Raw genomic sequence first — 25,074 nt, 5'->3', positions numbered from 1 at the left:
GCCGACACTGTCGCGTCGAACCTCAGGGTGCCCCGAGTATTCCCACGACCTTGTCCCGAAGCTGGTCGATCCCGAACGGCTTGCCGATCATGTGCATCCCCTCTGGCACATTCAGCGTTTCGGCATAACCGCTGGCAAACAGCACCGGCAGCATCGGGCGCAGTTCACGGGCCTTGGCGGCCAGGTCCTCGCCGCGCATGTCCGGCAGGCCCACGTCGGTCATCAGCAATGCCAGGTCCCGGTCCCGATCCTCGAGCACTGCCAAGGCGGCAGCGGCACTGTCGGCCTCGATCGCGGTATAGCCCAAGTCGCCGAGCACTTCGACTATCAGCATGCGTACGATGTCGTCGTCTTCGACTACCAGTAGCTGCATTGTGTGGATCCTGTTCATGGGGTGGTCTTTATTGGGTGCCCCGGCGGGCAGCAGAAGTTCCCCAGCATAACGGGCCCTGCACATCGATGGAACGATTGGTGCAAGCAGCCTTCAAATACTGGCTAAGTGCCCTGCCAGAGCCGGTAAAGCTGGTTAGACTCGCTATGAACCGGTGGCGCAGCGGCCACCCACCCAATGGATACTTTTCGCGCGGGCGTTTTCAAATGATTCAAGCAGCCTCTATGGACCAGCAGAGCTTTCGCAAGCTCTTGCGCCGCAATGTCGGCTTGCCCCTTGGCGTAGGCCTGCTGGGGGCCGTGGCGTTTGTCGCGGTGATCAACTACCTGCTCTCGGCCATGCAATGGGTCGAGCACACCGATCGGGTGATCGGCAATGCCAACGAGACAGCCAAGCTTGCGATCGACATGGAAACAGGTATGCGCGGCTTCCTGATTTCCGGGGAGGAACGTTTCCTCGATCCCTACGAGGTGGCCAAGCCGCGGATCTTCAACAGCCTCCAGGCGCTGCGCTCGATGGTGATGGACAACCCGCAACAGGTTGAGCGCATCGACCGCTTGATCGCCTTGCAACGGGCCTGGAACGACTTCGGTGCCGAGATGATTGCCTTGCGCCGCAACCAGGGCGATTACCAGGTCGCCATTGCCGATGGCCGCGGCAAACGCCTGAGCGACGGGATCCGCAAGGAATACGACGACCTGATCGCCGCCGAACAGCAGCTGCGCATGACCCGCAACGAAACCGTGAGTACCGTGACGGTGCTGCTCAGCAGCGCGTTCGTGCTGTTCATCGTGGCCCTGACAGCCCTGTTGGCCTATCTCGGCCGCCGCGACCTGCTCGCGCTGTCGGAGAGCTACGTGGCGAACCTGCAGGCCCAGCGACAGGCCACCGAACGCCTGGAACACCAAGCCTGGTTGCGCAACGGCCAGACCCAACTGGCGGAGCAGGTGCTTGGGCAACTGACCCTGCCCATGCTCGGCGACAATATCCTGCGCTTCTTCGCCGGGTACCTGGGCAGTGTGGTCGGCGCCTTCTATGTGCGCGACGAACAAGGGCAGCTGGTGCGTGTGGCCAGCTACGGCCTGGGCGCCGAGCAGCAAGCCCGCGGCGAGCGAGTGGCCAGCCATGACGGGTTGCTGGCGGAAGTGGTACGCCAGGTCCGCCCGCTGCGCCTGGATGACCTGCCCGCCGATTACCTGCGCTTGAGTTCGGGCCTGGGCGATGGCCTGCCGCGCAGCGCGTTGCTGATGCCGACCAGTGATGACGGGCAGGTCAATGGCGTGCTCGAGCTGGGCTTTCTCAGGCCGCTGCAGGAGCGTGATGCGGAGCTGTTGCAGCAGGTCGGCGGTAACCTGGGGATCTCCATCGAAAGCGCACGCAACCGCCAACGCCTTCAGGAAGCGCTGGCCGAGACCCAGCAGCTCAACGAAGAACTGCAGGTACAGCAGGAGGAGCTCAAGACCGCCAATGAGGAGCTTGAGGAGCAATCGCGTATCCTCAAGGAGTCCCAGGCGCATCTGGAGACCCAACAAGCGGAGCTGGAACAGACCAACGAGCAGTTGGCCGAGCGCACCGACGCCCTGGACCGCAAGAACGGCGAACTGAACTTGGCGCAGTTGGAACTGCAGGCTCGCGCAGAAGACCTGCAGCGCACCAACCGCTACAAATCCGAGTTCCTGGCCAACATGTCCCATGAACTGCGTACGCCGCTCAATAGCTCGCTGATCCTGGCCAAGCTTTTGGCGGAAAACGGCGAGGGCAACCTCAGCGATGAACAGGTGAAGTTCGCCGAGTCCATCTATTCGGCCGGCAACGACCTGCTCAACCTGATCAACGACATCCTCGATATCGCCAAGGTAGAAGCCGGCAAGCTCGATGTGCGCGCCCAGGTCACCCAGGTCGAGGGGCTGGTGGAGGGGGTGCGAGCCATGTTCGAGCCCTTGGCCCGGGACAAGGGCCTGGACTTTGCGGTGCAGGTCGAGCCGCAGGTGCCGGCGACCCTGTTCACCGACCGCCAACGCCTGGAGCAGATCCTCAAGAACCTGTTGTCCAATGCGATCAAGTTCACCGAGCATGGCCAGGTCAGCCTGACCATCGGCCGCGAGGCCGGCCGGGGCGTGCGCTTCAGCGTACGCGACAGCGGCATCGGCATTGCGGCCGACCAGCAACAGGCGATCTTCGAGGCGTTCCACCAAGTCGATGGCACCAGCAATCGACGCTACGGTGGTACCGGTCTGGGCTTGTCGATTTCCCGAGACCTGGCCCGTCTGCTGGGCGGGCAGATCGCGGTGCAGAGCACGCCAGGGCAGGGCAGTACATTCAGCCTGACCCTGCCGGAACAGTACGAGGGCGCACCGGCCGAGGCCCAGGTGCCGCAAGTTGCCAAACCGGTGGCCCAGGTTGCTGCGCCGGTGCCGCCGGCACCCCGGGGGCCGGCCTTCGCCGACGACCGCGAGCACGCGCCCTTTGCCAGCCGCTGCATCCTGGTGGTGGAGGACGAGCCGAACTTCGCCCGCATCCTCTTTGATCTGGCCCACGAGCTGGGCTACAGCTGCCTGGTGGCGCAAAGTGCCGACGAGGGTTACGAACTGGCTGCCCAGTACACGCCGGATGCCATCCTGCTGGACATGCGCCTGCCGGACCATTCGGGCCTGACGGTGCTGCAGCGGCTCAAGGAGCAAGCCACTACCCGACACATCCCGGTGCATGTCATCTCGGTGGAGGATCGTGTAGAGGCCGCCATGCACCTAGGGGCAGTGGGGTACGCAGTCAAGCCTACCAGCCGAGAGGAGCTCAAGGCGGTATTCGGTCGGCTGGAGGCCAAGCTGACCCAGAAGCTCAAGCACATCCTGCTGGTGGAGGACGACGACCTGCAGCGAGAAAGCATCGCCCGGCTGATCGGCGACGACGACATCGAGATCACTGCCGTGGCCTTGGCCCAGGACGCCCTGACGCTGTTGCGCGAGAACATCTACGACTGCATGATCATCGACCTGAAGCTGCCGGACATGCTTGGCGACGAGCTGCTCAAGCGCATGACCTGCGAACAGATCCGGGCCTTCCCGCCGGTGATCGTCTACACCGGACGCAACCTCACACGCGAGGAAGAGGCCGAGCTTCGCAAGTACTCCCACTCGATCATCATCAAGGGTGCTCGCTCGCCGGAGCGCCTGCTCGACGAAGTCACGCTGTTCCTGCACAAAGTCGAAGCGCAGCTGTCCCATGAACGCCAGCGCATGCTCAAGACCGCACGCAGCCGCGACAAGGTGTTCGAAGGGCGCAAGATCCTCCTGGTCGATGACGATGTGCGCAACATCTTCGCCTTGACCAGTGCCCTCGAGCACAAAGGTGCCATTGTCGAGATCGGCCGTAACGGGCGCGAAGCCATCGAACGGCTGGAACAGCACGAGGATATCGACCTGGTGTTGATGGACGTGATGATGCCAGAGATGGATGGCTACGAGGCGACACGGCTGATTCGCCAGCAACCCCGCTGGCGCAAACTGCCGATCATCGCCGTGACCGCCAAGGCCATGAAGGACGACCAGCAGCGTTGCCTGCAGGCCGGTGCCAACGATTACCTGGCCAAGCCGATCGAGCTGGAACGGCTGTTCTCGCTGATCCGTGTCTGGCTGCCACAACTGGAGCGAATTTGACTAGCGAACGTAGTACCGACATCGAGATCCGGCTGCTGATCGAGGCGATCTACCTCAAGTACAGCTACGATTTCCGCGACTATTCCGGCGCTTCGATCAAGCGCCGGATCCTGCATGCCGTGCGGCAATTCGATTGCGCCACGATCTCGGCGTTGCAGGAGCGGGTGTTGCACGACCCGAGCATGTTCATGCAACTGCTGCAGTACCTGACGATCCCGGTCAGCGAGATGTTCCGCGACCCTGGGCACTTCCTCGCCTTGCGTAATGAAGTGGTGCCGCTGCTGCGCACTTGGCCGTCGCTCAAGGTGTGGATCGCCGGCTGCAGTACGGGCGAGGAGGTGTATTCGATGGCCATCCTGCTACGCGAGGAAGGGTTGCTCGAGCGCACCATCCTCTATGCCACCGATATCAACCCATACTCGCTGGAAAAGGCCAAGCAAGGCATCTATGCGATGCACGACATGCAGGCCTATGCCGAAAACTACCGCCAGGCCGGTGGCCGCCGGGATTTCGCCGAGTACTACACCGCAGCCTACGGCAACGCCATCATGGACAGCAGCCTGCGCGACAACGTGACCTTCGCCGACCATAGCCTGGCCACCGACAGCGTGTTCTCCGAGACGCAACTGGTGTCCTGCCGCAACGTGCTGATCTATTTCAACAAGCAGCTGCAGGATCGCGCCCTGGGTCTGTTCCATGAATCGTTGTGTCACCGTGGCTTTCTGGTCCTGGGCAGCAAGGAATCGGTGGATTTTTCCGTCTACAGCGACCGATTCGAGGCACTGATGCGGCCTGAACGGATCTACCGTAAGTCATGAACGGTGTACAGGCGGTGGTCATCGGCGCCTCGGCGGGTGGCGTCGCGGCGTTGTTCGCGGTGCTTGGCGCACTGCCGGAGCGCTTTGCCATCCCAGTGTTGTGTGTCCTGCACCTGCCTGACGACCGCCACAGCCAACTGGCCGAGGTGCTGCAGCGGCGGCTGCGTCGGCCGGTATGCGAGGCCTGCGACAAAGCGCGTATCGAGCCTGGGTGGATCTATGTGGCCGGGCCGGGCTACCACCTGTCGGTGGAGCGCGACCGCAGCCTGTCGTTGAGCCAGGAGGAGGCGGTGCATTTCTCTCGTCCGGCGATCGATTTCCTGTTCCAGTCGGCGGCCGACGCCTACGGCCCTGGCCTGCTCGGCGTGCTGCTCACGGGGGCCAACGAAGATGGCGCCCAGGGGCTGCTTCATATCAAGAACAGCGGAGGCCGGACCGTGGTCCAGGACCCTCGCGACGCACAGGTCGCACTGATGCCGGAGGCCGCATTGGCCCTGCACCAGCCCGACCATATCCTTTCCCTGAGTGGTATCGGGCAACTGCTCGCGACCCTGGAACCCAGCGCATGCTAAGCAATATCATCGCCAAACTGCTGATCGTCGACGACCTGCCGGAAAACCTGCTGGCCCTCCGTGCCTTGATCCAGGGTGACGACCGTGAAGTGCACCAGGCTCAGTCTGCCGAACAGGCGCTGTCGCTGTTGCTCGAGCATGAGTTCGCCCTGGCCATCCTCGATGTGCAGATGCCGGGCATGAACGGTTTCGAACTGGCCGAACTGATGCGTGGCACCGAGAAGACCAAGAACATCCCGATTGTGTTCGTCAGCGCCGCAGCCCGTGAAATGAACTATGCCTTCAAAGGGTATGAGAGCGGTGCGGTGGATTTTCTGCACAAGCCGCTGGATACCCTGGCGGTCAAGAGCAAGGTCTCGGTGTTCGTCGACCTGTTCCGCCAGCGCAAGGCCTTGGGGCGTCAATTGGAGGCCCTGGAGCACAGTCGCCAGGAGCAGGCGCAATTGCTGGCCGAGCTCGAGGTGGCGCGGGGCGAGCTCGAGCGCGCGGTACGCATGCGTGATGACTTCATGTCGATCGTCTCACACGAGGTGCGCACGCCGCTCAATGGCCTGATCCTCGAGACCCAGCTGCGCAAGATGCACCTGGCCAAGGGCAACCTCGACGCCTTTACCCCGAATCGCCTGCAGGCCATGGTCGAGCGTGACGAGCGCCAGATCAACAGCCTGATCCGCCTGATCGAGGACATGCTCGATGTTTCGCGCATCCGCACCGGCAAGTTGTCGATACGGCCCAAGGCTTTCGACCTCGGTCAGTTGGTGCGCGGGCTGGTGGAGAACTTCACCGCTCAGGCCGCAGCCTTCGACACCCATATCGAACTGGAGCGCTGCGAGGCGTTACCGGGCGAGTGGGATGAATTTCGTATCGAGCAGGTGGTGGCCAATCTGCTGTCCAATGCGCTGCGCTATGGTGAGCGGCGACCGGTGCGTGTTCGTGTGTTCGAGCAGGGCGGTAGGGCTTGGGTACAGGTCCAGGACCAGGGGATCGGTATCAGTGCCGCCAATCAGCAGCGGATCTTCCAGCAGTTCGAACGGGTCGCGGCGCAGCAGGCCAGTGGGGGGCTGGGGTTGGGGCTGTATATTTCCGAGCAGATCGTCCAGGCCCATGGTGGACATATCCGGGTCGACAGCGAGGAAGGCAAGGGTGCAACCTTCAGCCTGTGCCTGCCGTTGGCGGCTGCACGACTGCAAAGCGACCAGGCGCAGGCAACCTCTGCCTGAGCCTGGGGTCTGATGGCCAACCTATTGAATTCCAAGGCGAAGTCATGAGTGAAGATGCACAAGATGTGGTACTGGTCGTCGAGGATGAACCGGCGATTCGCATGATCCTGCGCGATTACCTCGCCGGGGAGGGCTACCACGTATTGGTGGCCGAGGACGGCGAGCAGGCGTTCGCCATCCTGGCGAGCAAGCCACACCTGGACTTGATGGTCACGGACTTTCGCCTGCCAGGTGGGATCTCGGGGGTGGACATCGCCGAGCCGGCCGTCAAGTTGCGGCCTGACCTGAAGGTGATCTTCATCAGCGGGTATCCAGCCGAGATCCTTGAAAGCCAGAGCCCGATTGCGCGCACGGCACCCATTTTGGCCAAGCCGTTCGACCTGGACAGCCTGCGCGAACAGATCCAGAGGCTTTTACAGTAAAGCCTGCTTGTTCGCTTAAGCCGCTGCGACGGACATCGTCTACAGGCTCAAGCGAGCTCCAGCCAGATCGGCGCGTGATCGGAAGGCTTCTCCATCGCGCGCAGTTCATAATCGACACCCGCCGCCTTGAGCCGTGGTACCAGCCCTTGGGACGCCATGATCAGGTCGATCCGCAGCCCCCGCTTGGGCTCATCCTCGAACCCACGGCTGCGATAGTCGAACCAGCTGAAGCGGTCGGCCACTTCAGGATGCAGGTGTCGGAAGCTGTCGACCAACCCCCAACCCTTGAGTCGCTCCAGCCATTCGCGCTCTTCCGGCAGGAAGCTGCATTTGCCGGTACGCAGCCAACGTTTGGCGTTGTCCGCGCCGATGCCGATGTCGCAGTCCTGGGGCGAGATGTTCATGTCGCCCATCACCAGCAGCGGTTGATCGCTGCGGAACTGAGCTTCCAGCAGACCTTGCAAGTCGCTGTAGAAGCGCTGCTTGGCCGGGAACTTGGTGGGGTGGTCGCGGCTTTCGCCCTGCGGGAAGTAGCCATTCATGACGGTGATGGGCGTGCCGTGCGCATCGGCGAAGGTGCCCCAGATGAAGCGCCGCTGGGCATCTTCCTCGTCGTTGGCGAAGCCCTTGAACAGGTCCAGCGGTTCGCGCCGCGACAACAGCGCCACGCCGTAGTGGCCCTTCTGGCCATGGTAGTGCACGTGATAACCCAGGGCCTGGACATCAGCCAACGGGAACTGATCGTCGCTGACCTTGGTTTCCTGCAGGCCAATCACGTCCGGCTGGTGCTTTTCGATCAGCGCCGCCAGTTGGTGCGGGCGCGCGCGCAGGCCGTTGATGTTGAACGAGACGATCTTCATGAAAAGACAATCCTGACAAAAATTGGGATGCTATCCGACATCCGCCCCAGCTGCCAGCATGGCACCTTCCGGCCTGCGCTGCTAATGTACCGAAGACACGATGTATGGCACGGCGCTTGCTCCGCTACATCACGGTAATTTCAAAAGGATCTCGCAATGCCCGACGCCAACGCCGAGCCAGTTCGCATCTGCCAGCTGGATGACGGTTATCGTGGCGAGGTCCGCTCAGTGCTCTACCATGCCTACCGCCATGACCCTACTTTCGCCTATGTGCTCGAAGCCCAGCGGCCGGGCTACGAGCGACGCCTGCGGGCAATGTTGCGGGCCTGGGTAGGCCAGCATTTTCACTTGCAGCTGCCTGCCATTGGCTTGCTGATCGATGACCGCTTGGTCGGGTTGGCGCTGATCGTGCCGCCGACTCGGCGCTTGGGTGTGGTCGACAGTTGGGCATGGCGGCTGCGCATGGTCCTGGGTACCGGCGTAGGCTGTACCCGCCGTTATCTGGATTTTCAGGCTGCCTTGGCGACCTGTCTGCCCCAGGGCAAGGTGCATGTACTGTCGTTGCTCGGGGTGCAGCCGCAATTTCAGGGGCAGCGCTACGGCGAACAATTGTTACAAGCTGTGCATCAATGGTGCGCCGAAACACCTGGTTGCGCAGGCGTGGTACTCAACACCGGAAATGCGCATTCCCTGGCGTTCTACCAGCGCCAGGGCTATCAGCAAGCGGGAGAAATCGCCGTCGGCCCTATTCGCGAACGGGTGTTTTTCCGCCCGCAGCCGGTCTCGCCAGGGCCGGACATTGCATGATCCGCTCGCCGAGCGGCACCCTGGAGGGCCCGCCTCTGGTAGCATGCGCCGCATGACGTATTCAGGAAGACTAAGCTGGGGCCTGATTCTTTGGGTCGCCAGTACCACCGTATGGGCGCAGAGCGAATTGCTGGTGCGGGTGAAACCGGCCAACAAGGCGCTCAAAAGCAATGTCGAAGGCTATATCGGCAGCCTCGGGAACCGTGACGAGGAGGCCTTGTTGCGGTTCAGCCGTGGGGCCCAGGAACAGGCGCGCAAGGCCGCCCAGGCCCTGGGCTTCTACCAGGCGCAGATCGACACCGAGGTCAAGCCGCCGAGCGCGCAGGGCAAGCCACCGCAACTGATCATCCACATCGAGCCGGGCGAGCCTGTGCACCTGCGCAATGTGACCGTGCGCATCGAAGGGCCGGCCAGCGAACTCGCGGCGTTTCGCGTGCCTGACAGCAAGGCCTTGCGCCCAGGCGAGCAGCTCAACCATGGCACCTACGAGGATGCCAAGCGGCTGATCCAGAACCAGGCCTCGCGCTATGGGTTCTTCAGTGGCCACTTCACCCGCCAGCGTCTGGCAATCGACCCCCAGGCCGGTATCGCCGACATCGAACTCATCTACCAGAGCGGCCCGCGTTATCGCATGGGCGCAGTGACCTTCGGTGGCGATACGCCGCTGGACAACGACCTGCTGCAGCGCATGGTCTCTTTCAAACCCGGCACCCCCTACGATTCCGAGCTGATCGCCGAGCTCAACAACGACCTGCAATCGAGCGGCTACTTCGAAGGCGTGCGGGTCGACGCGGCGCCGACCGCCGCTGTCAACGAAGAGATCCCGGTGGATGTCCACCTGCAAACCCGCAAGCCACGCACCATGGGCCTTGGCCTGGGTTTTTCGACGGACGTCGGCCCGCGCGGCAAGGCCAACTGGACCCGCCACTGGGTCAACCCCCAGGGGCACAGCTATGGCTGGGAGACCGAACTGTCGGCTCCTCGGCAGAACGTCGGCCTGTGGTACGACATTCCCCTGGACCCGCCGCTGACCGACAAGCTGCGCTTTGCCGGCGGGTACCAGAACGAAGAGATCGCCGGCACCGATACCTTGAGCAAGCTGCTGACGGTCGGCCCGGAGTGGCACAGCAAGTTGCCCAGTGGCTGGCAGCGGGTGATCTCGCTCAAATACCAGCGCGAGGAGTACCGGCTGGGCGACGATTCGGGGCTGAGCAATCTGTTGATGCCGGGCGTGAGTTTCTCCTACCTGCGCAGCGATAATCGCATCGACCCGCACAATGGCTATCGCTTGCAGTTCGACTTGCAAGGGGCCAAGGACGGGTTGGTGTCGGACACCAATCTATTGCATGGCAACGTGCTGCTCAAGGGCCTGACCACCCTGGGGCAGAACCATCGCGTGCTCGGCCGCGTACAGTTCGGCGGCAGTGCCACCAACGGCTACAAGCAGAACGTTCCGCCATCGTTGCGCTTCTTCGCCGGCGGCGACCAGAGCGTGCGCGGCTACGACTACCAGAGCCTGTCACCGAAGAACAGCGATGGCGACCGCATCGGCGGCCGCTACCTGGTGGCCGGGAGCGTCGAATACCAATATTCGGTGGCGGACAAGTGGCGTGTGGCGACATTCGTCGACCAGGGCAACTCGTTCAACTCGCTGGAACTGCCCAGCCTCAAGACCGGTGTCGGTATCGGCGTGCGTTGGGTTTCACCGGTCGGGCCACTGCGCCTGGACCTGGCCCATGCGTTGGACGACGACGGTGGTATCCGTTTGCACTTCTCCATGGGGCCTGAGCTGTGACGCGTGTGTTCAAACCCATTCTCCTGGCGTTGCTGGGGCTGCTGTTGCTGATCGCCCTGGTGTCGGGCCTGCTCCTGGGAAGCGAGGCAGGCAGCCGCTGGGCCCTCGGGCGCGTCCCTGGGCTTGAGGTCACCCACTTTCAGGGTCGCCTGGGTGGCAGCTGGCAGGCCGAGCGACTGGTATGGACCGACGGCGCGAGCCAGGTCGAGGTACAGGCCGTGCGGTTGGCGTGGTCGCCGCTGTGTCTGCTGCGCGCCACCTTGTGCCTGGAGCGGGTGCAGGCCGACCAGGTCGACATGGTGTTCGCCCAGGACGAGGCACAGGCGGACGGTGGGCCGCTGCAACTGCCCAGCTTGAAGCTGCCCATTGCCATCGAACTGGGTGAGGTCAAGCTCGGGCGGTTGCGCCTGGATGGCAACGACCTGTTGGGTGATATGCAACTGGCGGCTCATTGGGCGGCCAACGGCCTGCGCATCGATACCCTGCGGCTGCAGCGCGACGACCTGCGCCTGGAGCTGCAAGGTGATCTCAAACCCGAAGCCGATTGGCCCCTGCAGGTGACCGGCACGCTGCAGCTGCCCGAGGTGCAAGGCAAGCCCTGGCAACTGGCGTTGGCCATCGAGGGTGAGCTGCAGCAGTCGCTCGTCATCGATGCCACCAGCAGCGGTTATCTCGACGCCCGCCTGGAAGGCCGTCTGCAGGCCTTGGCCGAACATTTGCCGGCCACCCTGAGCATCCGCGCCGACGCCTTCAAGCCCGCGGCATCGTTGCCGGATACCGTGCAACTGAACCAGCTGCAGCTGGAGGCCAAGGGCGACCTGCTCAGCGGCTACCAACTGGCGGGTTCGGCCAGCCTGCCAGCCGAGCAAGGTCCCATCGGCCTGGCGCTGGGCGGCAGGGTTGATGCCAAGGGCGCTCGCCTCGATGCCCTGGACCTCAATGCCAGCGACACCAAGCGGGTCAAGCTGCAAGCCAGCGCTGACTGGCAGCAGGGGCTGGAGGCCGATGCCCAGGTCGACTGGCTGGACTTCCCCTGGTTGCGCCTGTACCCCATGGAGCCGGCACCGCAGGTCACCCTCAAGCGTTTCAACGCCCAGGTGCACTACCGTGATGACAGCTACACGGGCGCCTTCAAGGGTGACCTCGATGGACCGGCAGGTGCCTTCAGCGTAGCCAGCCCGTTCGACGGTGACCTGACCCAGGTACGTTTGCCTGCGCTGGCAGTGAGCGCCGGGCAGGGCAGGGCTGCCGGCAATGTGGCGATCCGCTTCGCCGATACCCTGGCCTGGGATGTCGACCTTCAATTGTCGGCGCTCGACCCGGCCTATTGGCTGGCGGAATTGCCAGGGTCCCTGGCCGGGCCGTTACGCAGCAAGGGCGAGCTGAAGAACGAGCGTCTGCAGCTGCAGGCGCAGCTCGACCTCAAGGGGCGCCTGCGCGGGCAACCGGCGGTGCTCAAGGTCGAGACCGAAGGGGCAGGGGAGAACTGGACCCTCGGCAGCCTGGCGGTGCAGTTGGGCGACAACCGTATCAACGGCAGTGCCAGCCTGCAGCAGCGCCTGGCCGGGCGAATCGACCTCGACCTGCCGCGTTTGGGGCAGCTCTGGCCCAGGTTACAAGGACAGGCCAAGGGGCGCCTGGACCTGGCCGGTACCTTGGCTGCTCCGCAAGGCACGCTGACGCTGCAAGGCCAACAGCTGGGCCAGGCCGAAAACCGTATCCAGCGCCTGGGTCTGGAGGCGCGCCTGGACAGTGCCCAACGCGGGCGGGTCACGCTCAAGGCCGGCAATATCCGCCTAGGCGAAACCGCATTGGGCAACCTGGACATCGACGGCAAGGGCGATATCCGCCAGCAAGCCGCCACCCTGGCCCTCGATGGGCCGCAGCTCAAGCTCGACCTGGCCTTGGACGGCCAGCTGGCCAAGGGCGATTGGCGGGGGCGCCTGGCCTCCGGGCGTATCCAGGCAGGCGGCCAGGACTGGCGCTTGCAGGCCCCGGCCAAGCTGCAGCGCCTGGCCAGCGGGCAACTGGACTTCGGCGCCCATTGCTGGCGCTCCGGTCAGGCGAGCCTGTGCGGCGAAGACCAACGCCTGGCGCCGGAGCCACGGCTGCGCTACCACCTCAAGCAGTTCCCGCTGGACAGCCTGGCGCAATGGTTGCCCAAGGACTTTGCCTGGCAGGGCCTGCTCAATGCCGACATCAACCTGGATATCCCCGCCGGCGGGCCCAAGGGCACCTTGCGGGTGGACGCCGGCGATGGGACGTTGCGTATTCGCGACAATGGCCGCTGGGTCGATTTCCCGTATCAGGTCCTGCGCCTGGACAGCACCCTTGCCCCGCGCCGCGTCGACACCCGCCTGGATTTTCGTGGCCAGCGCCTGGGCGAGCTGTCCCTGGTTACCCGGCTCGACCCGTTGGGCAAGGACAAACCGCTGAGCGGCGACTTCCGCCTGGCCGGCCTGGACCTGCCGATCGCCCGGCCATTCGTGCCGATGGTCGAGCGCCTGGCCGGCCAGCTCGATGGCAGCGGCCGGTTGTCTGGCACGCTGCTGAGCCCTCAGGTCACGGGCAACCTGGCGTTGAGCGGCGGCGAAGTGAGTGGGGCCGAGCTGCCGGTCAGTCTCGAAGACCTCTCGGTGCAGGCGCTGATCGCTGGCGAGCAGGTACAGTTGCAGGGGAGCTGGCAGAGTGGGCCGGCCGGCCGTGGCCGGCTCGAGGGCAACCTGACCTGGGGGCAGGCACTGGCAATGGACCTACGCTTGCGTGGCCAGCAATTGCCGGTGCATGTCGAACCTTACGCAGACCTGGAGGTTGCCCCTGACCTGAACATCCGCCTGGTCGATGAGCGACTGGCGATCGCCGGCAAGGTGCAGGTGCCCAAGGGCAAGATCACCGTGCGCGAACTGCCGCCCTCGACCGTCAAGGTCTCCGATGACACGGTGATCGTCGGTGAGCAGACCGAAGAAGGCAAGCCGCCGATGGCCATGGACATGGACATCGATGTCGAGGTGGGGCGTGACAAGCTGTCGTTCAAAGGCTTTGGCTTGACTGCCAACCTGCTCGGCCATGTGCATATCGGCAACAACATGGACACCCGCGGTGAGCTCAGCCTTGCCGAAGGACGTTATCGCAAATATGGCCAGAACCTGATCATCCGGCGGGCACGCTTGTTGTTTGCCGGGCCCATCGACCAGCCGTACCTGGATATCGAGGCGATCCGTCGGGTCGATGACGTGATCGCGGGTATTCGCCTGAGCGGAAGCGCCGAGCAGCCGACCACCAAGGTGTTTTCCGAACCTGCCATGGGCCAGGAGCAGGCGTTGTCCTACCTGGTGTTGGGCAGGCCTTTGGCGACCAGTGGCGAAGACAACAACATGTTGGCCCAGGCAGCCCTGGGGCTGGGGTTGCTAGGCGGCGAGGAGCTGACCGGTGGGCTGGCCTCGAGCCTTGGCATCGAGGACTTCCAGTTGGGTTCCGAAGGGACGGGCAACAGCACCAGTGTGGTCGCCAGCGGCAACATCACCGAGCGGCTGAGCTTGCGCTATGGCGTCGGCGTGTTCGAGCCCGCCAACACCATCGCCTTGCGTTACAAACTGAGCAAGAAGGTCTACCTGGAGGCGGCCAGCGGCTTGGCCAGTTCGCTGGACATCTTCTACAAACGGGACTTCTAGCGCTCAGCGAACGGTCGCTGCCTCAATGAACTCATTGGACGCCTCATCCCTCGTGGATGGGGCGTTCTGGCGCTGGGGCACGATGAGGTTGGTGTATTCCTCGATCAAGCGGTTGATCGCCTCGGGCGGTTCGCACGCCTGGAACTGCATGCGGATCTGCACTTCGTCCGGGTCGCGCTGGTCCCCGCGACGGCCATTGGCCCCGACGGTGACCTGGAAGCGGGCCGTGCCATTGTCATGGGTATCCTTGTGCGGGTCGCCCGCATCTATCCCGTTGACCCTGACCGAGAGGTCGACCTGCATGCGCTCCAGAGCCAGGCCTCGCGGCGACACCAGGGCGATCAATGGAATCTGCAAGGTATGCTGGCCGTCCATGGCGATCTCTACCATCTTGGCTTTCATAGGGGCCCCCAGTTGCTCGGGGTCGTAGTCGAAGAATTGGTCGAACAGCTTGATGTATTGTTGCGCGATCAACGTATTGGTGGCGGCTGCTGCTTCCTGCAGGCCACGGGTGATGTCGGATAGATCGCTCGATGTCATGGGGGCTTGGCAGGTGGGGCGGGTATCCACGCGAAAGGTTCCTCAGGCTGCACGGGCTCCCGCCGTTGGGCGGGAGCAGGTCAAGGGGCTAGGCGAAACCATCAGGTATTAAGGCGATGGGCTGGGTGCGGCACCCGATCCGTTGCCAGGGCCGGCAACGGGTGTCCCGCCTGGTGCAGGAGTGGCTGATGCGTTGGCGTTGGCAGGCGGGTTCGCGCCTGGTGCAGGAGTGGCTGATGCGTTGGTATTGGCAGGCGAGTTCGCGCCTTGGGCAGTCTCATCGACCAGTACTGGCTTGGTAGCGGCATCGGTCAGAAAGTCCATGACCCGCTGCAGTGCTTCAGGCGGTTCCTGGCGACGGATCGTGGTATTGAACGCATAGCGTGCGCGTGTGTCGGTCCGGCGGGTCTGCTCCGATTTGTGGCTTGCGCTGGCTCTTACGTTAAGCTTGAACGGCCCCCACCCCAGAGAGGCATTCCCGCTTCCGGAGACATTGGTGGCGGATTTGTCTTCGGCGAACTGATTGATGGTCAATTCGAAATCGACCCGGCCCTCTTCGATACAGATGTTGGGGTGGGAGAGGGCGGCCATCAGCGGGATCTGCATTTTCCGACTGACAGTGCCTTGTGATTGCCCCGCTTCATCGACCACGGTTTCGTCGTAGTTGAATTCGATGGCGACGGCCTTGCCCTCTTGGATACAGACCTGCATGAGGAAATCTGCATAGGACTTGCTGGCGGTGACCTGGGCATCGATCATCGCCTGCAGCGGCGCGGCGATCATGCGATCCATGGGCAAGGCGTTGATGATAGAACCAATGAGGCTGTTGTCGATTGGCATGGTAGGGATTCCTTTTGGTTGGGAGGATCAGCGTGCGTGGTTTTCCTGGCGACGGATATTGCCGATCTGGCGCAGGCTGAGGCCGTACTTGTCGGCTAGTAGGCTGCGCGATAGGCCGTTGGCGCTTTCCTGTTGGATCTGCAGGTTGCGCAGTTGGCGCAGGAAATGGTCCGGCTTAGGAATTTCCAGTGCCACGCCGGCGAAGCGCTTGATCAAAGCCTGCAGCGCGTTGGCCGGCAGCACGTCCGCGAGCTTGGTGCGTTCGCAGTGTTTGGGGATGTACTTGGGACGACCGCCATAGGCGCAGGTAAGGCGATAGGCGTTTTCGATGCCGATGCATTCGATCAGTGATTGCAAAGAGTGGGGCAATTGGGAAATGTCGATGCGATTGAGGTCTGGCAATTCCATATGGGGTTCCCTCGAAAATGAGCTGGCAGCGGGTGTGAAGTCCCTGGTGGCGCAGGCTGTCGGCGGTGTGCCGTTAGGGCGATCTGTCCGATCACTGAGTCGATTCTCAGACAGTGCCCAGTGGATCTGCTAGGCGCCAAGCGGATCGCAGGATGTAGCCTCAGGCCCCGAGTATTTGCAGGCAGCGGTGGTTGTCCATGTAGGAGATGCCTTCAGTTGCGGCCCACAAGCCTCGAATACTCGTTTCTTGCTGCGTCGCGGACTTCTAAGGGTGGTAGTACCTCATAGGCAAGGGTACCCCTGCAGCAAGCCGACCATGCCCAAGTAGCCCTTCGGTGCATGGGCCAGGGATTGCGGAACGGCTCGCCAGTCGACTTCCAGGCAAAGGGCACTGAAACGCTCGGTATCGAGTCGTCCGATGATCAGGGGGCTGAAGTCCTTGCGATATCGAACCCGGGCCTTGTCCAGGGGATCGGCTTGGTCGGCCTCGGCCAGCGTCTGGCGGGCCAGGGCAGGCAGTCGGGCTTGCGGTATGGCCAGGTGCAGTTGGCCGGGGCGGGAACTGAAGAAACCGGCTCGGCGCATGTTCTGCCAGAGCTGTTGCCATTGGCTGGAGCCGGCGCGAGGTTCCAGCTCACGGGCGAGCTGGCGCAGTTGGTCGTTGGATAACATCGTGGTGTCCAATGCCATGGCGGCAGGGGACATCAACAGAAGCATGCAGTAGATCAAGCGGGCAGTGCGCATCGGGTGGCCTCCGAACAAGGGATAGGGGAGACCGGATGCTTTCAGGTGGGGAAAGGCGTAGGCAGCAGGAAATGCGGCCGGTGACGTTGTATCATGGCCGCGGCTCGACGCGAGCCTCACGTCCCTGATGTCGCAAGGAACCTTCGATGACACATGTGCAACGCCTGAAATATTCCATCCTGATCATCTTGGTGGTGCTGGGCCTCATGCTGGGCCTGTCCTATCTGCAGAAACAGGGGACCATCAGCGAGCAGACCTTCCAGTACATCGCCATCGCCATCGCGGTGGTCGTGGTGGTGATCAACGGTATCCTGCGCCGCAAGGTCGGGCCGAAGCCCTGAGCCTGCCAGGCCGGCCAACCCTGGCCGGCCATGCCTTCAGCTCGACACGGGCTGTTCCAATACCGCTCGTGCTTCGGGGTTGAGGCTGTAGCATTTGTCGCTGCCCAGGCGAATCACGCCCTCGGCGCACAATCGCTTGAGCACCTCGCGTACGCTGAGGAACGACAACGGGATATCCAACTGCTCGAGTTGCGCATGAACGCCGCGCACGCCAATGCTGCGGCCGTCCCGATCAGCCGCATGCAAGGCATCGATGACCTTCAGGCGGATCAGGCTGGTGCGCAGCCCAAAGGCCCGCAGCAATTCGCGAATCTGTTCATTGCCGGCGCGTGCGGGAGTGCCGGGGATTGGCCCGGCACTGCTGGGGCCCGGGTTGCGGGCGCTCTGCAATGCAGGTTGTGGGTTATACATGTGAATGCTCCTTTTCGTGGACTGTCCCGAAAACAAGGGTGCCTCATTGGGTATGACGAATGAGACGGGCAAAACTGCAGCCCACGATGAAAAAATAATGTTCGGGTCCTGTTCATGACGATGCAGGGCCTTGGCCTAATGCCAGTCAGTTAAGCCTTATCGGCTGCATTTGGGGCTGCTTCGCAGCCCATCGCCGGCAAGTCGGCTCCCACAGGTTCCGCGGTGTGTACAACAGCAGCGCAGGACAGGTGGGAGCAACTGTCTTGAGTTGCTTGTCTGCTGGCAAGTCAGTTCCCCTGGTATGGCGGTGTCTTTGAAACAGCGCGGGACAGGTGGGAGCCGGCTTGCCGGCGATGGGGTCTTAACGGACAGGCGTTCCGCCTTGGCCTGCGTAAAATTTCCACTGAGCTGTTCGTCTGTACGGGATATCCCCAATTCCAGGAGTGCCCGTGCGTACATTTTCGCGTCCTATGACCCGTCTTGGCCTGGCAGCCGTATTGATTGCAGCTGGCTTGGCAGCCCAGGCGCGGGAAGCCGCTGGCGAGGTCTCGGCACAGATCCGCCGTACCAGTTTCGGTGTTCCGCACATCCTGGCTGAAGACGAACGAGGTCTGGGCTATGGCATCGGCTATGCCTACGCCCAGGACAACCTGTGCCTGTTGGCCAATGAGGTCGTGACCGTCAACGGCGAGCGTTCCCGTTACTTCGGCGCCCAGGGCAGAACCGTGGAGCAGCGTGCGAACCTGGACAGTGACTTCTTCTTCGCCTGGCTCAATGCAGACTCTGCGGTCAAGGGTTTCCTCGCAGCCCAGCCAGCGCCGGTGCGCGACTTGCTGGAGGGCTATGCCCAGGGCTACAACCGCGCGCTGGTCGAGCGTCGGGCAGAGGGCTTGCCTGCTGAGTGTGGCCAGGGGGACTGGTTGCGGCCGATCAGCAGCCTCGATCTGGTCAAGCTGACCCGTCGGCTCCTGGTTGAAGGCGGAGTTGGCCAATTCGCCGAGGCGCTGGTGGCGGCCGCTCCGCCTGAGCGGGTTGCGCGCCTGGGCAAGGAAGACTTCAGCCTGGCCCTGGGCCGTCAGGCGCAGTTCGCCATGGCCCGTGGCAGCAACGCGGTGGCGGTAGGGGCGCAACGATCGGCCAACGGTGGTGGCTTGTTGCTGGCCAATCCGCATTTCCCCTGGATGGGCGGCCTGCGGTTCTACCAGATGCAACTGACCATCCCAGGCCAGCTGGATGTCATGGGCGCCGCCTTGCCAGGCTTGCCGGTGGTCAATATCGGCTTCAACCGCCACCTGGCCTGGACCCATACGGTCGATACCTCGAAGCATTTCACGCTGTACAGGTTGCAGCTCGACCCGAAGGACCCGACACGCTACTTGCTCGATGGAAAATCCTTGCCACTGAGCCGCCAGACCTTGAGCGTCGCGGTCAAAGGCGAGGACGGCCAATTGCAGCAGGTCGAGCGACAGGTCTACGCCTCGACGTTCGGCCCTGTGGTGCGCTGGCCGGGCCGGCTGGATTGGGACAACCGGTTCGCCTACAGCCTGCGCGATGCCAACCTGGACAATACCCGGGTACTGCAGCAGTGGTACGCCATCAACCATGCCGACAGCCTGGATGGCCTGAAGCGTACGGTGGCGCAGTTGCAGGGCATCCCTTGGGTCAACACCCTGGCGGTCGATGCCGGTGGCCAGGCGACCTACCTGAACCAGTCCGTAGTGCCGCATGTGGACCAGGAGCTGCTCGCTCGCTGCAGCGACTCCTCGGCCGCCGGCCCGCTGGTGGTACTTGATGGCTCGCGCAGCGCATGTCAATGGAAGACCGACGCCCAGGCAGCCCAGCCGGGTATTTTCCCGGCGCGGCTACTGCCGAGCCTTGTGCGCGAAGACTTCGTGCAGAACTCCAACGACCCGGCCTGGATGGCCAACCCTGCGCAACCGCTGACCGGTTTTTCCCCGTTGGTCAGCCGTGAGGGCCAACCGCTGGGCCTGCGCAGCCGTTTTGCGCTGCAGCGGCTTCAGGGCAATGGCAAGCTGACGCTGGAAGACCTGCAGCGCATGGTGCTGGACGATGAGGTGTACGCAGCCAGCCTGGTGCTACCGGACCTGCTGGCCTGGTGCAAGACCGCGCCCGCCGACGTCCAGGCGGTATGTGCAAGCCTGGCAGCCTGGGACGGCAAGGCTGACATGGCCAGTGGCATCGGCCTGTTGCATTTCGCCAATATCTTCGACGCGCTGGTGGCCCAATCAAATATATGGCGGGTGGCCTTCGACCCAGTCGATCCCCTGCATACCCCGCGCGGGCTTGCGGTGGAGCAGGCAGCGGTGCGCCAACGCGTACACGAGGCCGCATTGGCTTCCCAGGAGCAGGTAGGCAAGGCCGGGATTGCGAGCGACAGCCGCTGGGGGCAGGTGCAGCAGTCGGCCGATGGCACTCCGGTGCCAGGTGGCCCCCAGGAACTGGGCGTGTACAACGCCATGTACAGCGTGCCCGATGGGGCAGGCAAGCGTCTGGTGGTCAGCGGTACCAGCTACTTACAGTTGGTCAGTTTCAACGAGCAGGGGCCGCAAGCGTTCGGATTGCTGGCGTTCTCCCAGTCCAGCGAGGCGGAATCGGCCCATGCAAACGATCAGACCCGGGCATTCGCGGCCAAGCAATTGGCTCCGATTCCCTTCACCGAGGCGCAGATCAAGGCCGACCCACAGTACCGTCGGTATGTGATCAGTGAGGCTGACAAGGGCATGGCAGTGGGCATCACCCGCTGACATAGGCTATGCCCTATCGCGGGACAAGCCCGCTCCCACACGATTCTGCCAAGCCTGGATCTTGATCGGCTAGGCACCTGTGGGGGCGGGCTCGCCCCGCACTGAAAGGGGTAGCAGCCTTGCCAGGGCGCCGAGTCAGCGCAAGCCGAACGGCGCCAGCTGGAAGCCTTGCTCGTCGACCTGCAACGCCCAGCCCTGACGATCCCAGTCACCCAACACGATACGCCGGGCAGGCTGGCCATCGACCGTCAGCTTGTGGATCGCTGGCCGGTGGGTATGGCCATGGATCAGAGTGCGAACACCATGGGCCGCCATCACCTTGGGCACTTCTTCAGGCGTGACATCCACGATTTCTGTTGATTTCATGCGTGTTTGCGAGCGGCTTTCGCTACGCAGCTTGCGCGCCAGCTTCTGCCGGGTGGACAGCGGCAGGTGCCGCAGGATCCACAGGCTCAGCGGGTTACGCAGGTAGCGGCGTAGTTTCATGTAGGCCAGGTCGCGGGTGCACAGGGTATCGCCGTGCATCAGCAACACAGCCTCGCCACCGAGCTGTACCACGCAGGGATCGTCCAGCAACGTGCAGCCCGCGGCTTCACAGAAGGCCTGGCCGATCAGGAAGTCGCGGTTGCCGTGCATCAGGTAAACCGCCGTACCGCTGTCGCTCAGCCGTCGCAGGGCCTGGCAGATCGACTGCTGGAAGGACGTCATGGCGTCGTCGCCGATCCAGGCCTCGAAGAAGTCACCGAGGATGTACAGCGCCTTGGCATGGCGGGCGCGGCCATCGAGCAGATCAAGAAACGCCCGGGTGATGTCCGGGCGTTCTTCTTGCAGGTGCAGATCGGAGATCAGCAGGATCACTCAATGATCTCGGCTTTCTCGATGATCACGTCGTCCTTCGGCACGTCCTGGTGGCCGGCCTTGGAACCGGTGGACACGCCTTTGATGGCATCGACCACTTCACGGCCTTCGATCACTTCGCCGAACACCGCGTAGCCCCAGCCCTGGACGTTCTTGCCGCTGTGGTTGAGGAAGTCGTTGTCGGCGACGTTGATGAAGAACTGTGCCGAAGCGGAGTGCGGCTCCATGGTGCGGGCCATGGCGATGCTGTACTTGGCATTCTTCAGGCCGTTGTCGGCTTCGTTCTGGATCGGCGCACGGGTCGGTTTCTGCTTCATGCCGGCTTCGAAACCACCGCCCTGGATCATGAAGTTATTGATCACGCGGTGGAAGACGGTGCCGTCGTAGTGGCCGTCCTTGACGTATTGAATGAAGTTCTCGGTGGTTTTCGGTGCCTTTTCGGCGTCCAGTTGCAGGACGATGTCGCCGTGGTTGGTGCTCAGTTTGACTTTGGACATGCTGGAATTCGCTCTTTCAAGGCATTCGGGAATAGGGTGCGCAGGGCGCGTACTTGTCACCTGACGCAGGATCGGGCGACCACGACACAAGGCGCGCGGCGGCCATTTTGCCAGCTTGCGACAAATAGCTGCGATAAATCGCGCCTGTTTGTCCGAGCCCGGCTGTCAGCAGCTTGACTGCTTCGGCTATGATAGGCCCTTTGATTCAATCGGCCTACCCAGGCCGAACACCAGCATTCAAGGATCCTATGAGCAAGCCCACTGCCGACAACGCGCCCAACGCCGCTGCCAAAGGCGCTCCCGCCGTCCCTGCGAACTTCCTGCGGCCGATCGTCCAGGCCGACCTGGACTCGGGCAAGCACAGCAGCATCGTCACCCGCTTCCCGCCGGAGCCCAACGGCTACCTGCACATCGGCCATGCCAAGTCGATCTGCGTGAACTTCGGCCTGGCCAAGGAGTTCGGTGGTGTCTGCCACCTGCGTTTCGATGACACCAACCCGGCCAAGGAAGACCAGGAGTACATCGATGCCATCCAGCGTGACGTCAAGTGGCTGGGCTTCGAGTGGGCCGGCCCGGTGCGCTTCGCCTCGGACTACTTCGACCAGCTGCACGACTGGGCGGTCGAGCTGATCAAGTCGGGCAATGCCTATGTCTGCGACCTGACCCCCGAGCAGGCCAAGGAATACCGCGGCAGCCTGACCGAGCCAGGCAAGAACAGCCCGTTCCGCGAGCGCAGTGTCGAGGAGAACCTGGACCTGTTCGCACGCATGAAGGCCGGCGAGTTCAAGGATGGCGAGCGCGTGCTGCGCGCCAAGATCGACATGGCCTCGCCGAACATGAACCTGCGCGACCCGATCCTGTACCGCATCCGCCATGCCCACCACCACCAGACCGGTGACAAGTGGTGCATCTACCCGAACTACGACTTCACCCATGGCCAGTCGGACGCCATCGAAGGCATCACCCACTCGATCTGCACCCTGGAGTTCGAAAGCCATCGTCCGTTGTACGACTGGTTCCTCGACAAGCTGCCGGTGCCGGCGCGCCCGCGCCAGTACGAGTTCAGCCGCCTGAACCTGAACTACACCATCACCTCCAAGCGCAAGCTCAAGCAACTGGTGGACGAGAAGCACGTCGATGCCTGGGACGACCCGCGTATGTCGACCCTGTCGGGCTTCCGTCGCCGCGGCTACACGCCGGCCTCGATCCGCAACTTCTGCGAAATGATCGGCACCAACCGTTCCGACGGCGTGGTCGACATGTCGATGCTCGAGTTCAGCATCCGTGACGACCTCGACCGCACCGCGCCGCGTGCCATGTGCGTGCTGCGCCCGCTGAAGGTGGTCATCACCAACTACCCAGAGGGCCAGGTGGAGCAGCTCGAGTTGCCGCGTCATCCCAAGGAAGACATGGGCGTGCGCGTGCTGCCATTTTCCCGCGAGCTGTACATCGACCGCGACGACTTCATGGAAGAGCCACCGAAAGGCTACAAGCGCCTGGAGCCGGCCGGCGAGGTGCGCCTGCGTGGCAGCTACGTGATCCGTGCCGACGAAGCCATCAAGGACGCCGAAGGCAACATCGTCGAGCTGCGCTGCTCGTACGACCCCGACACCCTGGGCAAGAACCCCGAGGGCCGCAAGGTCAAGGGCGTGATCCACTGGGTGCCGGCCGAAGGCAGCGTCGAATGCGAAGTGCGCCTGTACGACCGCCTGTTCCGCTCGCCGAACCCGGAGAAGACCGAGGAGGGCGGCAGCTTCCTGGACAACATCAACCCGAATTCGCTGCAAGTGCTGACCGGCTGCCGCGCCGAGCCGTCGCTGGCCCAGGCCGCGCCTGAGGACCGCTTCCAGTTCGAGCGCGAAGGCTACTTCTGCGCCGACCTCAAGGACAGCCAGCCGGGCCGTCCGGTGTTCAACCGCACCGTCACCCTGCGTGACTCCTGGGGCAGCTAAGGAATCGCCGTGCTTACCATCTACAACACCCTGAGCAAGACCAAGGAAGCCTTCAAGCCCCTGGACGGCAACAAGGTGCGCATGTACGTGTGCGGCATGACCGTATACGACTACTGCCACTTGGGCCATGGCCGCAGCATGGTGGCCTTCGACCTGATCACCCGTTGGCTGCGCAAGAGCGGCTACGAGCTGACCTATGTGCGCAACATCACCGACATCGACGACAAGATCATCAACCGCGCCAATGAAAACGGCGAGCGTTTCGATGAGCTGACCGCGCGCATGATCGATGCCATGCACGAGGACGAGCGCCGCCTGAACATCCTGCCACCAGACCAGGAGCCGCGTGCCACCGACCACATCCCCGGCATGCACGCGATGATCCAGACCCTGATCGACAAGGGCTACGCCTACGCGCCGGGTAATGGCGACGTGTACTACCGGGTCGGCAAGTTCGTCGGCTACGGCAAGCTGTCGCGGCGCAAGATCGAAGACCTGCGCATCGGTGCGCGGATCGAAGTCGGTGAGGCCAAGCAGGACCCGCTGGACTTCGTCCTGTGGAAGGCCGCCAAGCCGGGCGAGCCGAGCTGGGAGTCGCCGTGGGGGCCAGGCCGTCCGGGCTGGCACATCGAGTGCTCGGTGATGTCCACGTGCTGCCTGGGCGAGAGCTTCGACATCCATGGCGGCGGCAGCGACCTGGAGTTCCCGCACCATGAGAACGAGATCGCCCAGAGCGAGGCGGCTACCGGCAAACCGTACGCCAATGCCTGGATGCACTGCGGCATGATCCGGATCAACGGCGAGAAGATGTCCAAATCGTTGAACAACTTCTTCACCATCCGCGACGTGCTCGATAAGTACCACCCGGAGGTGGTGCGCTACCTGCTGGTGGCCAGCCACTACCGTAGCGCCATCAACTATTCCGAAGACAGCCTGCGCGAGTCCAAGGGCGCCCTGGAGCGCTTCTACCATGCGCTGCGTGGGCTGCCGCGGGTGGCGGCCAAGGGCGGCGAGGAATTCGTCGAGCGCTTCAGCGTTGCCATGAACGATGACTTCGGTACGCCCGAAGCCTGTGCGGTGCTGTTCGACCTGGTGCGCGAGATCAACCGCCTGCGCGATGTCGACCCGCAGGCCGCCGCAGGCCTGGCAGGCCGCCTGCGCGAACTGGGCGATGTGCTGGGTGTGCTGCAGCTGGAGGCCGATGACTTCCTGCGTGCCGGTGCCGAAGGCAAGGTCGATGCGGCCGAAGTAGAAGCGCTGATCCAGGCGCGCCTGCAGGCGCGTGCGGACAAGAACTGGGCCGAGTCCGATCGTATCCGCGACCAGCTGACCGGCATGGGCGTGGTGCTGGAGGATGGCAAGGGCGGGACCACCTGGCGCCTGGCCGACTGATCCATCGAGCGGGGCTGCTTTGCAGCCCAATCGCGGGGCAAGCCCGCTCCTACAGGTTGTTCACCGATCCCAAGGGTCATGGAGAATCTGTGGGAGCGGGCTTGCCCCGCGATT

Annotated in this window: 21 protein-coding genes; 12 read left to right on the top strand and 9 right to left on the bottom strand. The window is 63.3% G+C overall.

Annotation, left to right across the window (positions count from 1 at the left end):
* Positions 1 to 22: 22 nt before the first annotated feature.
* Positions 23 to 373, bottom strand: coding sequence for a response regulator (locus ACXHGZ_RS11760; protein WP_480459987.1), 351 nt, complete (start codon positions 371 to 373; stop codon positions 23 to 25).
* A gap of 224 nt (positions 374 to 597) precedes the next feature.
* Here ACXHGZ_RS11760 and ACXHGZ_RS11755 point away from each other — a divergent pair, with 224 nt between their 5' ends.
* The 5 genes from ACXHGZ_RS11755 to ACXHGZ_RS11735 are packed head-to-tail and all read left to right on the top strand — an operon-like array spanning position 598 to position 7,079.
* Complete coding sequence (locus ACXHGZ_RS11755) at positions 598 to 4,047, top strand: response regulator (RefSeq protein ID WP_480459986.1); 3,450 nt, start codon at positions 598 to 600, stop codon at positions 4,045 to 4,047.
* Positions 4,044 to 4,865, top strand: coding sequence for a CheR family methyltransferase (locus ACXHGZ_RS11750; RefSeq protein ID WP_480459985.1), 822 nt, complete (start codon positions 4,044 to 4,046; stop codon positions 4,863 to 4,865). Before ACXHGZ_RS11755 ends, ACXHGZ_RS11750 begins: the two co-directional genes overlap by 4 nt.
* Positions 4,862 to 5,437, top strand: coding sequence for a chemotaxis protein CheB (locus ACXHGZ_RS11745; protein WP_224456049.1), 576 nt, complete (start codon positions 4,862 to 4,864; stop codon positions 5,435 to 5,437). Before ACXHGZ_RS11750 ends, ACXHGZ_RS11745 begins: the two co-directional genes overlap by 4 nt.
* Positions 5,431 to 6,657, top strand: coding sequence for a hybrid sensor histidine kinase/response regulator (locus ACXHGZ_RS11740; protein WP_480459984.1), 1,227 nt, complete (start codon positions 5,431 to 5,433; stop codon positions 6,655 to 6,657). Before ACXHGZ_RS11745 ends, ACXHGZ_RS11740 begins: the two co-directional genes overlap by 7 nt.
* Positions 6,658 to 6,701: 44 nt before the next feature.
* Entirely contained in the window at positions 6,702 to 7,079 is a 378-nt protein-coding gene (locus ACXHGZ_RS11735; protein WP_084856871.1) for a response regulator, read from the top strand.
* Between the two features lie 47 nt (positions 7,080 to 7,126).
* Here the strand turns inward: ACXHGZ_RS11735 and xthA are convergent, their stop codons facing one another.
* Positions 7,127 to 7,939: an exodeoxyribonuclease III gene (gene xthA / locus ACXHGZ_RS11730; protein WP_084856873.1), complete on the bottom strand. Its 813-nt coding sequence runs from the start codon at positions 7,937 to 7,939 to the stop codon at positions 7,127 to 7,129.
* Between the two features lie 156 nt (positions 7,940 to 8,095).
* Between xthA and ACXHGZ_RS11725 the strand changes: the two genes are divergently transcribed.
* From ACXHGZ_RS11725 to ACXHGZ_RS11715, 3 genes are read left to right on the top strand one after another with little or no spacing between them, the layout of a single operon-like run.
* Positions 8,096 to 8,746, top strand: a complete 651-nt coding sequence (locus tag ACXHGZ_RS11725) for a GNAT family N-acetyltransferase (RefSeq protein WP_480459983.1) — start codon at positions 8,096 to 8,098, stop codon at positions 8,744 to 8,746.
* 52 nt (positions 8,747 to 8,798) lie between these two features.
* A complete protein-coding gene (locus ACXHGZ_RS11720) occupies positions 8,799 to 10,541 on the top strand; it encodes an autotransporter assembly complex protein TamA (RefSeq protein WP_480459982.1) in 1,743 nt (580 codons plus the stop codon).
* Positions 10,538 to 14,212: a translocation/assembly module TamB domain-containing protein gene (locus ACXHGZ_RS11715; RefSeq protein ID WP_480459981.1), complete on the top strand. Its 3,675-nt coding sequence runs from the start codon at positions 10,538 to 10,540 to the stop codon at positions 14,210 to 14,212. The genes ACXHGZ_RS11720 and ACXHGZ_RS11715 overlap by 4 nt, the downstream gene beginning before the upstream one ends.
* Before the next feature lie 3 nt (positions 14,213 to 14,215).
* On the opposite strand, the gene ACXHGZ_RS11710 is transcribed toward ACXHGZ_RS11715, so the two are convergent.
* From ACXHGZ_RS11710 to ACXHGZ_RS11695, 4 genes are all read right to left on the bottom strand, one after another.
* Positions 14,216 to 14,752, bottom strand: coding sequence for a DUF2589 domain-containing protein (locus ACXHGZ_RS11710; protein WP_084856995.1), 537 nt, complete (start codon positions 14,750 to 14,752; stop codon positions 14,216 to 14,218).
* 108 nt (positions 14,753 to 14,860) lie between these two features.
* Positions 14,861 to 15,592, bottom strand: a complete 732-nt coding sequence (locus tag ACXHGZ_RS11705) for a DUF2589 domain-containing protein (protein WP_480459980.1) — start codon at positions 15,590 to 15,592, stop codon at positions 14,861 to 14,863.
* A 27-nt stretch (positions 15,593 to 15,619) separates the two neighbouring features.
* The gene (locus ACXHGZ_RS11700) at positions 15,620 to 16,000 is read right to left on the bottom strand and encodes a transcriptional regulator (RefSeq protein ID WP_480459979.1); all 381 of its coding nucleotides are present in this window, start codon (positions 15,998 to 16,000) and stop codon (positions 15,620 to 15,622) included.
* A 282-nt stretch (positions 16,001 to 16,282) separates the two neighbouring features.
* Positions 16,283 to 16,744, bottom strand: a complete 462-nt coding sequence (locus ACXHGZ_RS11695) for a hypothetical protein (RefSeq protein WP_480459978.1) — start codon at positions 16,742 to 16,744, stop codon at positions 16,283 to 16,285.
* Between the two features lie 146 nt (positions 16,745 to 16,890).
* Here ACXHGZ_RS11695 and ACXHGZ_RS11690 point away from each other — a divergent pair, with 146 nt between their 5' ends.
* Complete coding sequence (locus tag ACXHGZ_RS11690) at positions 16,891 to 17,085, top strand: hypothetical protein (protein ID WP_084856884.1); 195 nt, start codon at positions 16,891 to 16,893, stop codon at positions 17,083 to 17,085.
* 36 nt (positions 17,086 to 17,121) lie between these two features.
* Here the strand turns inward: ACXHGZ_RS11690 and ACXHGZ_RS11685 are convergent, their stop codons facing one another.
* Entirely contained in the window at positions 17,122 to 17,496 is a 375-nt protein-coding gene (locus ACXHGZ_RS11685; RefSeq protein WP_480459977.1) for a fe2+ zn2+ uptake regulation protein, read from the bottom strand.
* 470 nt (positions 17,497 to 17,966) lie between these two features.
* On the opposite strand from ACXHGZ_RS11685, the gene pvdQ reads away from it, so the two are divergent.
* The gene (pvdQ, locus tag ACXHGZ_RS11680; RefSeq protein WP_480464044.1) at positions 17,967 to 20,261 is read left to right on the top strand and encodes a bifunctional acylase PvdQ; all 2,295 of its coding nucleotides are present in this window, start codon (positions 17,967 to 17,969) and stop codon (positions 20,259 to 20,261) included.
* A gap of 135 nt (positions 20,262 to 20,396) precedes the next feature.
* Here the strand turns inward: pvdQ and ACXHGZ_RS11675 are convergent, their stop codons facing one another.
* Together ACXHGZ_RS11675 and ACXHGZ_RS11670 are read right to left on the bottom strand one after the other, a co-directional pair.
* Entirely contained in the window at positions 20,397 to 21,119 is a 723-nt protein-coding gene (locus tag ACXHGZ_RS11675; RefSeq protein WP_480459976.1) for a UDP-2,3-diacylglucosamine diphosphatase, read from the bottom strand.
* Entirely contained in the window at positions 21,116 to 21,616 is a 501-nt protein-coding gene (locus ACXHGZ_RS11670) for a peptidylprolyl isomerase (RefSeq protein WP_084856891.1), read from the bottom strand. Before ACXHGZ_RS11670 ends, ACXHGZ_RS11675 begins: the two co-directional genes overlap by 4 nt.
* 248 nt (positions 21,617 to 21,864) lie before the next feature.
* On the opposite strand from ACXHGZ_RS11670, the gene ACXHGZ_RS11665 reads away from it, so the two are divergent.
* Together ACXHGZ_RS11665 and cysS are read left to right on the top strand one after the other, a co-directional pair.
* Entirely contained in the window at positions 21,865 to 23,568 is a 1,704-nt protein-coding gene (locus tag ACXHGZ_RS11665; RefSeq protein ID WP_480459975.1) for a glutamine--tRNA ligase/YqeY domain fusion protein, read from the top strand.
* 9 nt (positions 23,569 to 23,577) lie between these two features.
* Positions 23,578 to 24,960, top strand: coding sequence for a cysteine--tRNA ligase (gene cysS, locus ACXHGZ_RS11660; protein ID WP_480459974.1), 1,383 nt, complete (start codon positions 23,578 to 23,580; stop codon positions 24,958 to 24,960).
* Positions 24,961 to 25,074: the final 114 nt, after the last annotated feature.

This window comes from Pseudomonas shiyinii (assembly GCF_056725765.1).
The sequence above is the reverse complement of the archived record's forward strand: the minus strand, read 5'-3'. Positions and strand labels throughout refer to the sequence as shown.

Bases quoted from the DNA above. Each gene is read 5' to 3' on its own strand.
- ACXHGZ_RS11740 (WP_480459984.1), top strand. From the start codon at position 5,431: ATGCTAAGCAATATCATCGCCAAACTGCTGATCGTCGACGACCTGCCG.
- ACXHGZ_RS11745 (WP_224456049.1), top strand. From the start codon at position 4,862: ATGAACGGTGTACAGGCGGTGGTCATCGGCGCCTCGGCGGGTGGCGTC.
- ACXHGZ_RS11725 (WP_480459983.1), top strand. From the start codon at position 8,096: ATGCCCGACGCCAACGCCGAGCCAGTTCGCATCTGCCAGCTGGATGAC.
- pvdQ (WP_480464044.1), top strand. From the start codon at position 17,967: ATGACCCGTCTTGGCCTGGCAGCCGTATTGATTGCAGCTGGCTTGGCA.
- ACXHGZ_RS11695 (WP_480459978.1), bottom strand. From the start codon at position 16,744: ATGCGCACTGCCCGCTTGATCTACTGCATGCTTCTGTTGATGTCCCCT.
- ACXHGZ_RS11735 (WP_084856871.1), top strand. From the start codon at position 6,702: ATGAGTGAAGATGCACAAGATGTGGTACTGGTCGTCGAGGATGAACCG.
- ACXHGZ_RS11690 (WP_084856884.1), top strand. From the start codon at position 16,891: ATGACACATGTGCAACGCCTGAAATATTCCATCCTGATCATCTTGGTG.
- ACXHGZ_RS11685 (WP_480459977.1), bottom strand. From the start codon at position 17,496: ATGTATAACCCACAACCTGCATTGCAGAGCGCCCGCAACCCGGGCCCC.
- ACXHGZ_RS11670 (WP_084856891.1), bottom strand. From the start codon at position 21,616: ATGTCCAAAGTCAAACTGAGCACCAACCACGGCGACATCGTCCTGCAA.
- ACXHGZ_RS11710 (WP_084856995.1), bottom strand. From the start codon at position 14,752: ATGACATCGAGCGATCTATCCGACATCACCCGTGGCCTGCAGGAAGCA.
- ACXHGZ_RS11760 (WP_480459987.1), bottom strand. From the start codon at position 373: ATGCAGCTACTGGTAGTCGAAGACGACGACATCGTACGCATGCTGATA.
- xthA (WP_084856873.1), bottom strand. From the start codon at position 7,939: ATGAAGATCGTCTCGTTCAACATCAACGGCCTGCGCGCGCGCCCGCAC.
- ACXHGZ_RS11755 (WP_480459986.1), top strand. From the start codon at position 598: ATGATTCAAGCAGCCTCTATGGACCAGCAGAGCTTTCGCAAGCTCTTG.
- ACXHGZ_RS11700 (WP_480459979.1), bottom strand. From the start codon at position 16,000: ATGGAATTGCCAGACCTCAATCGCATCGACATTTCCCAATTGCCCCAC.
- ACXHGZ_RS11720 (WP_480459982.1), top strand. From the start codon at position 8,799: ATGACGTATTCAGGAAGACTAAGCTGGGGCCTGATTCTTTGGGTCGCC.
- ACXHGZ_RS11705 (WP_480459980.1), bottom strand. From the start codon at position 15,592: ATGCCAATCGACAACAGCCTCATTGGTTCTATCATCAACGCCTTGCCC.
- ACXHGZ_RS11665 (WP_480459975.1), top strand. From the start codon at position 21,865: ATGAGCAAGCCCACTGCCGACAACGCGCCCAACGCCGCTGCCAAAGGC.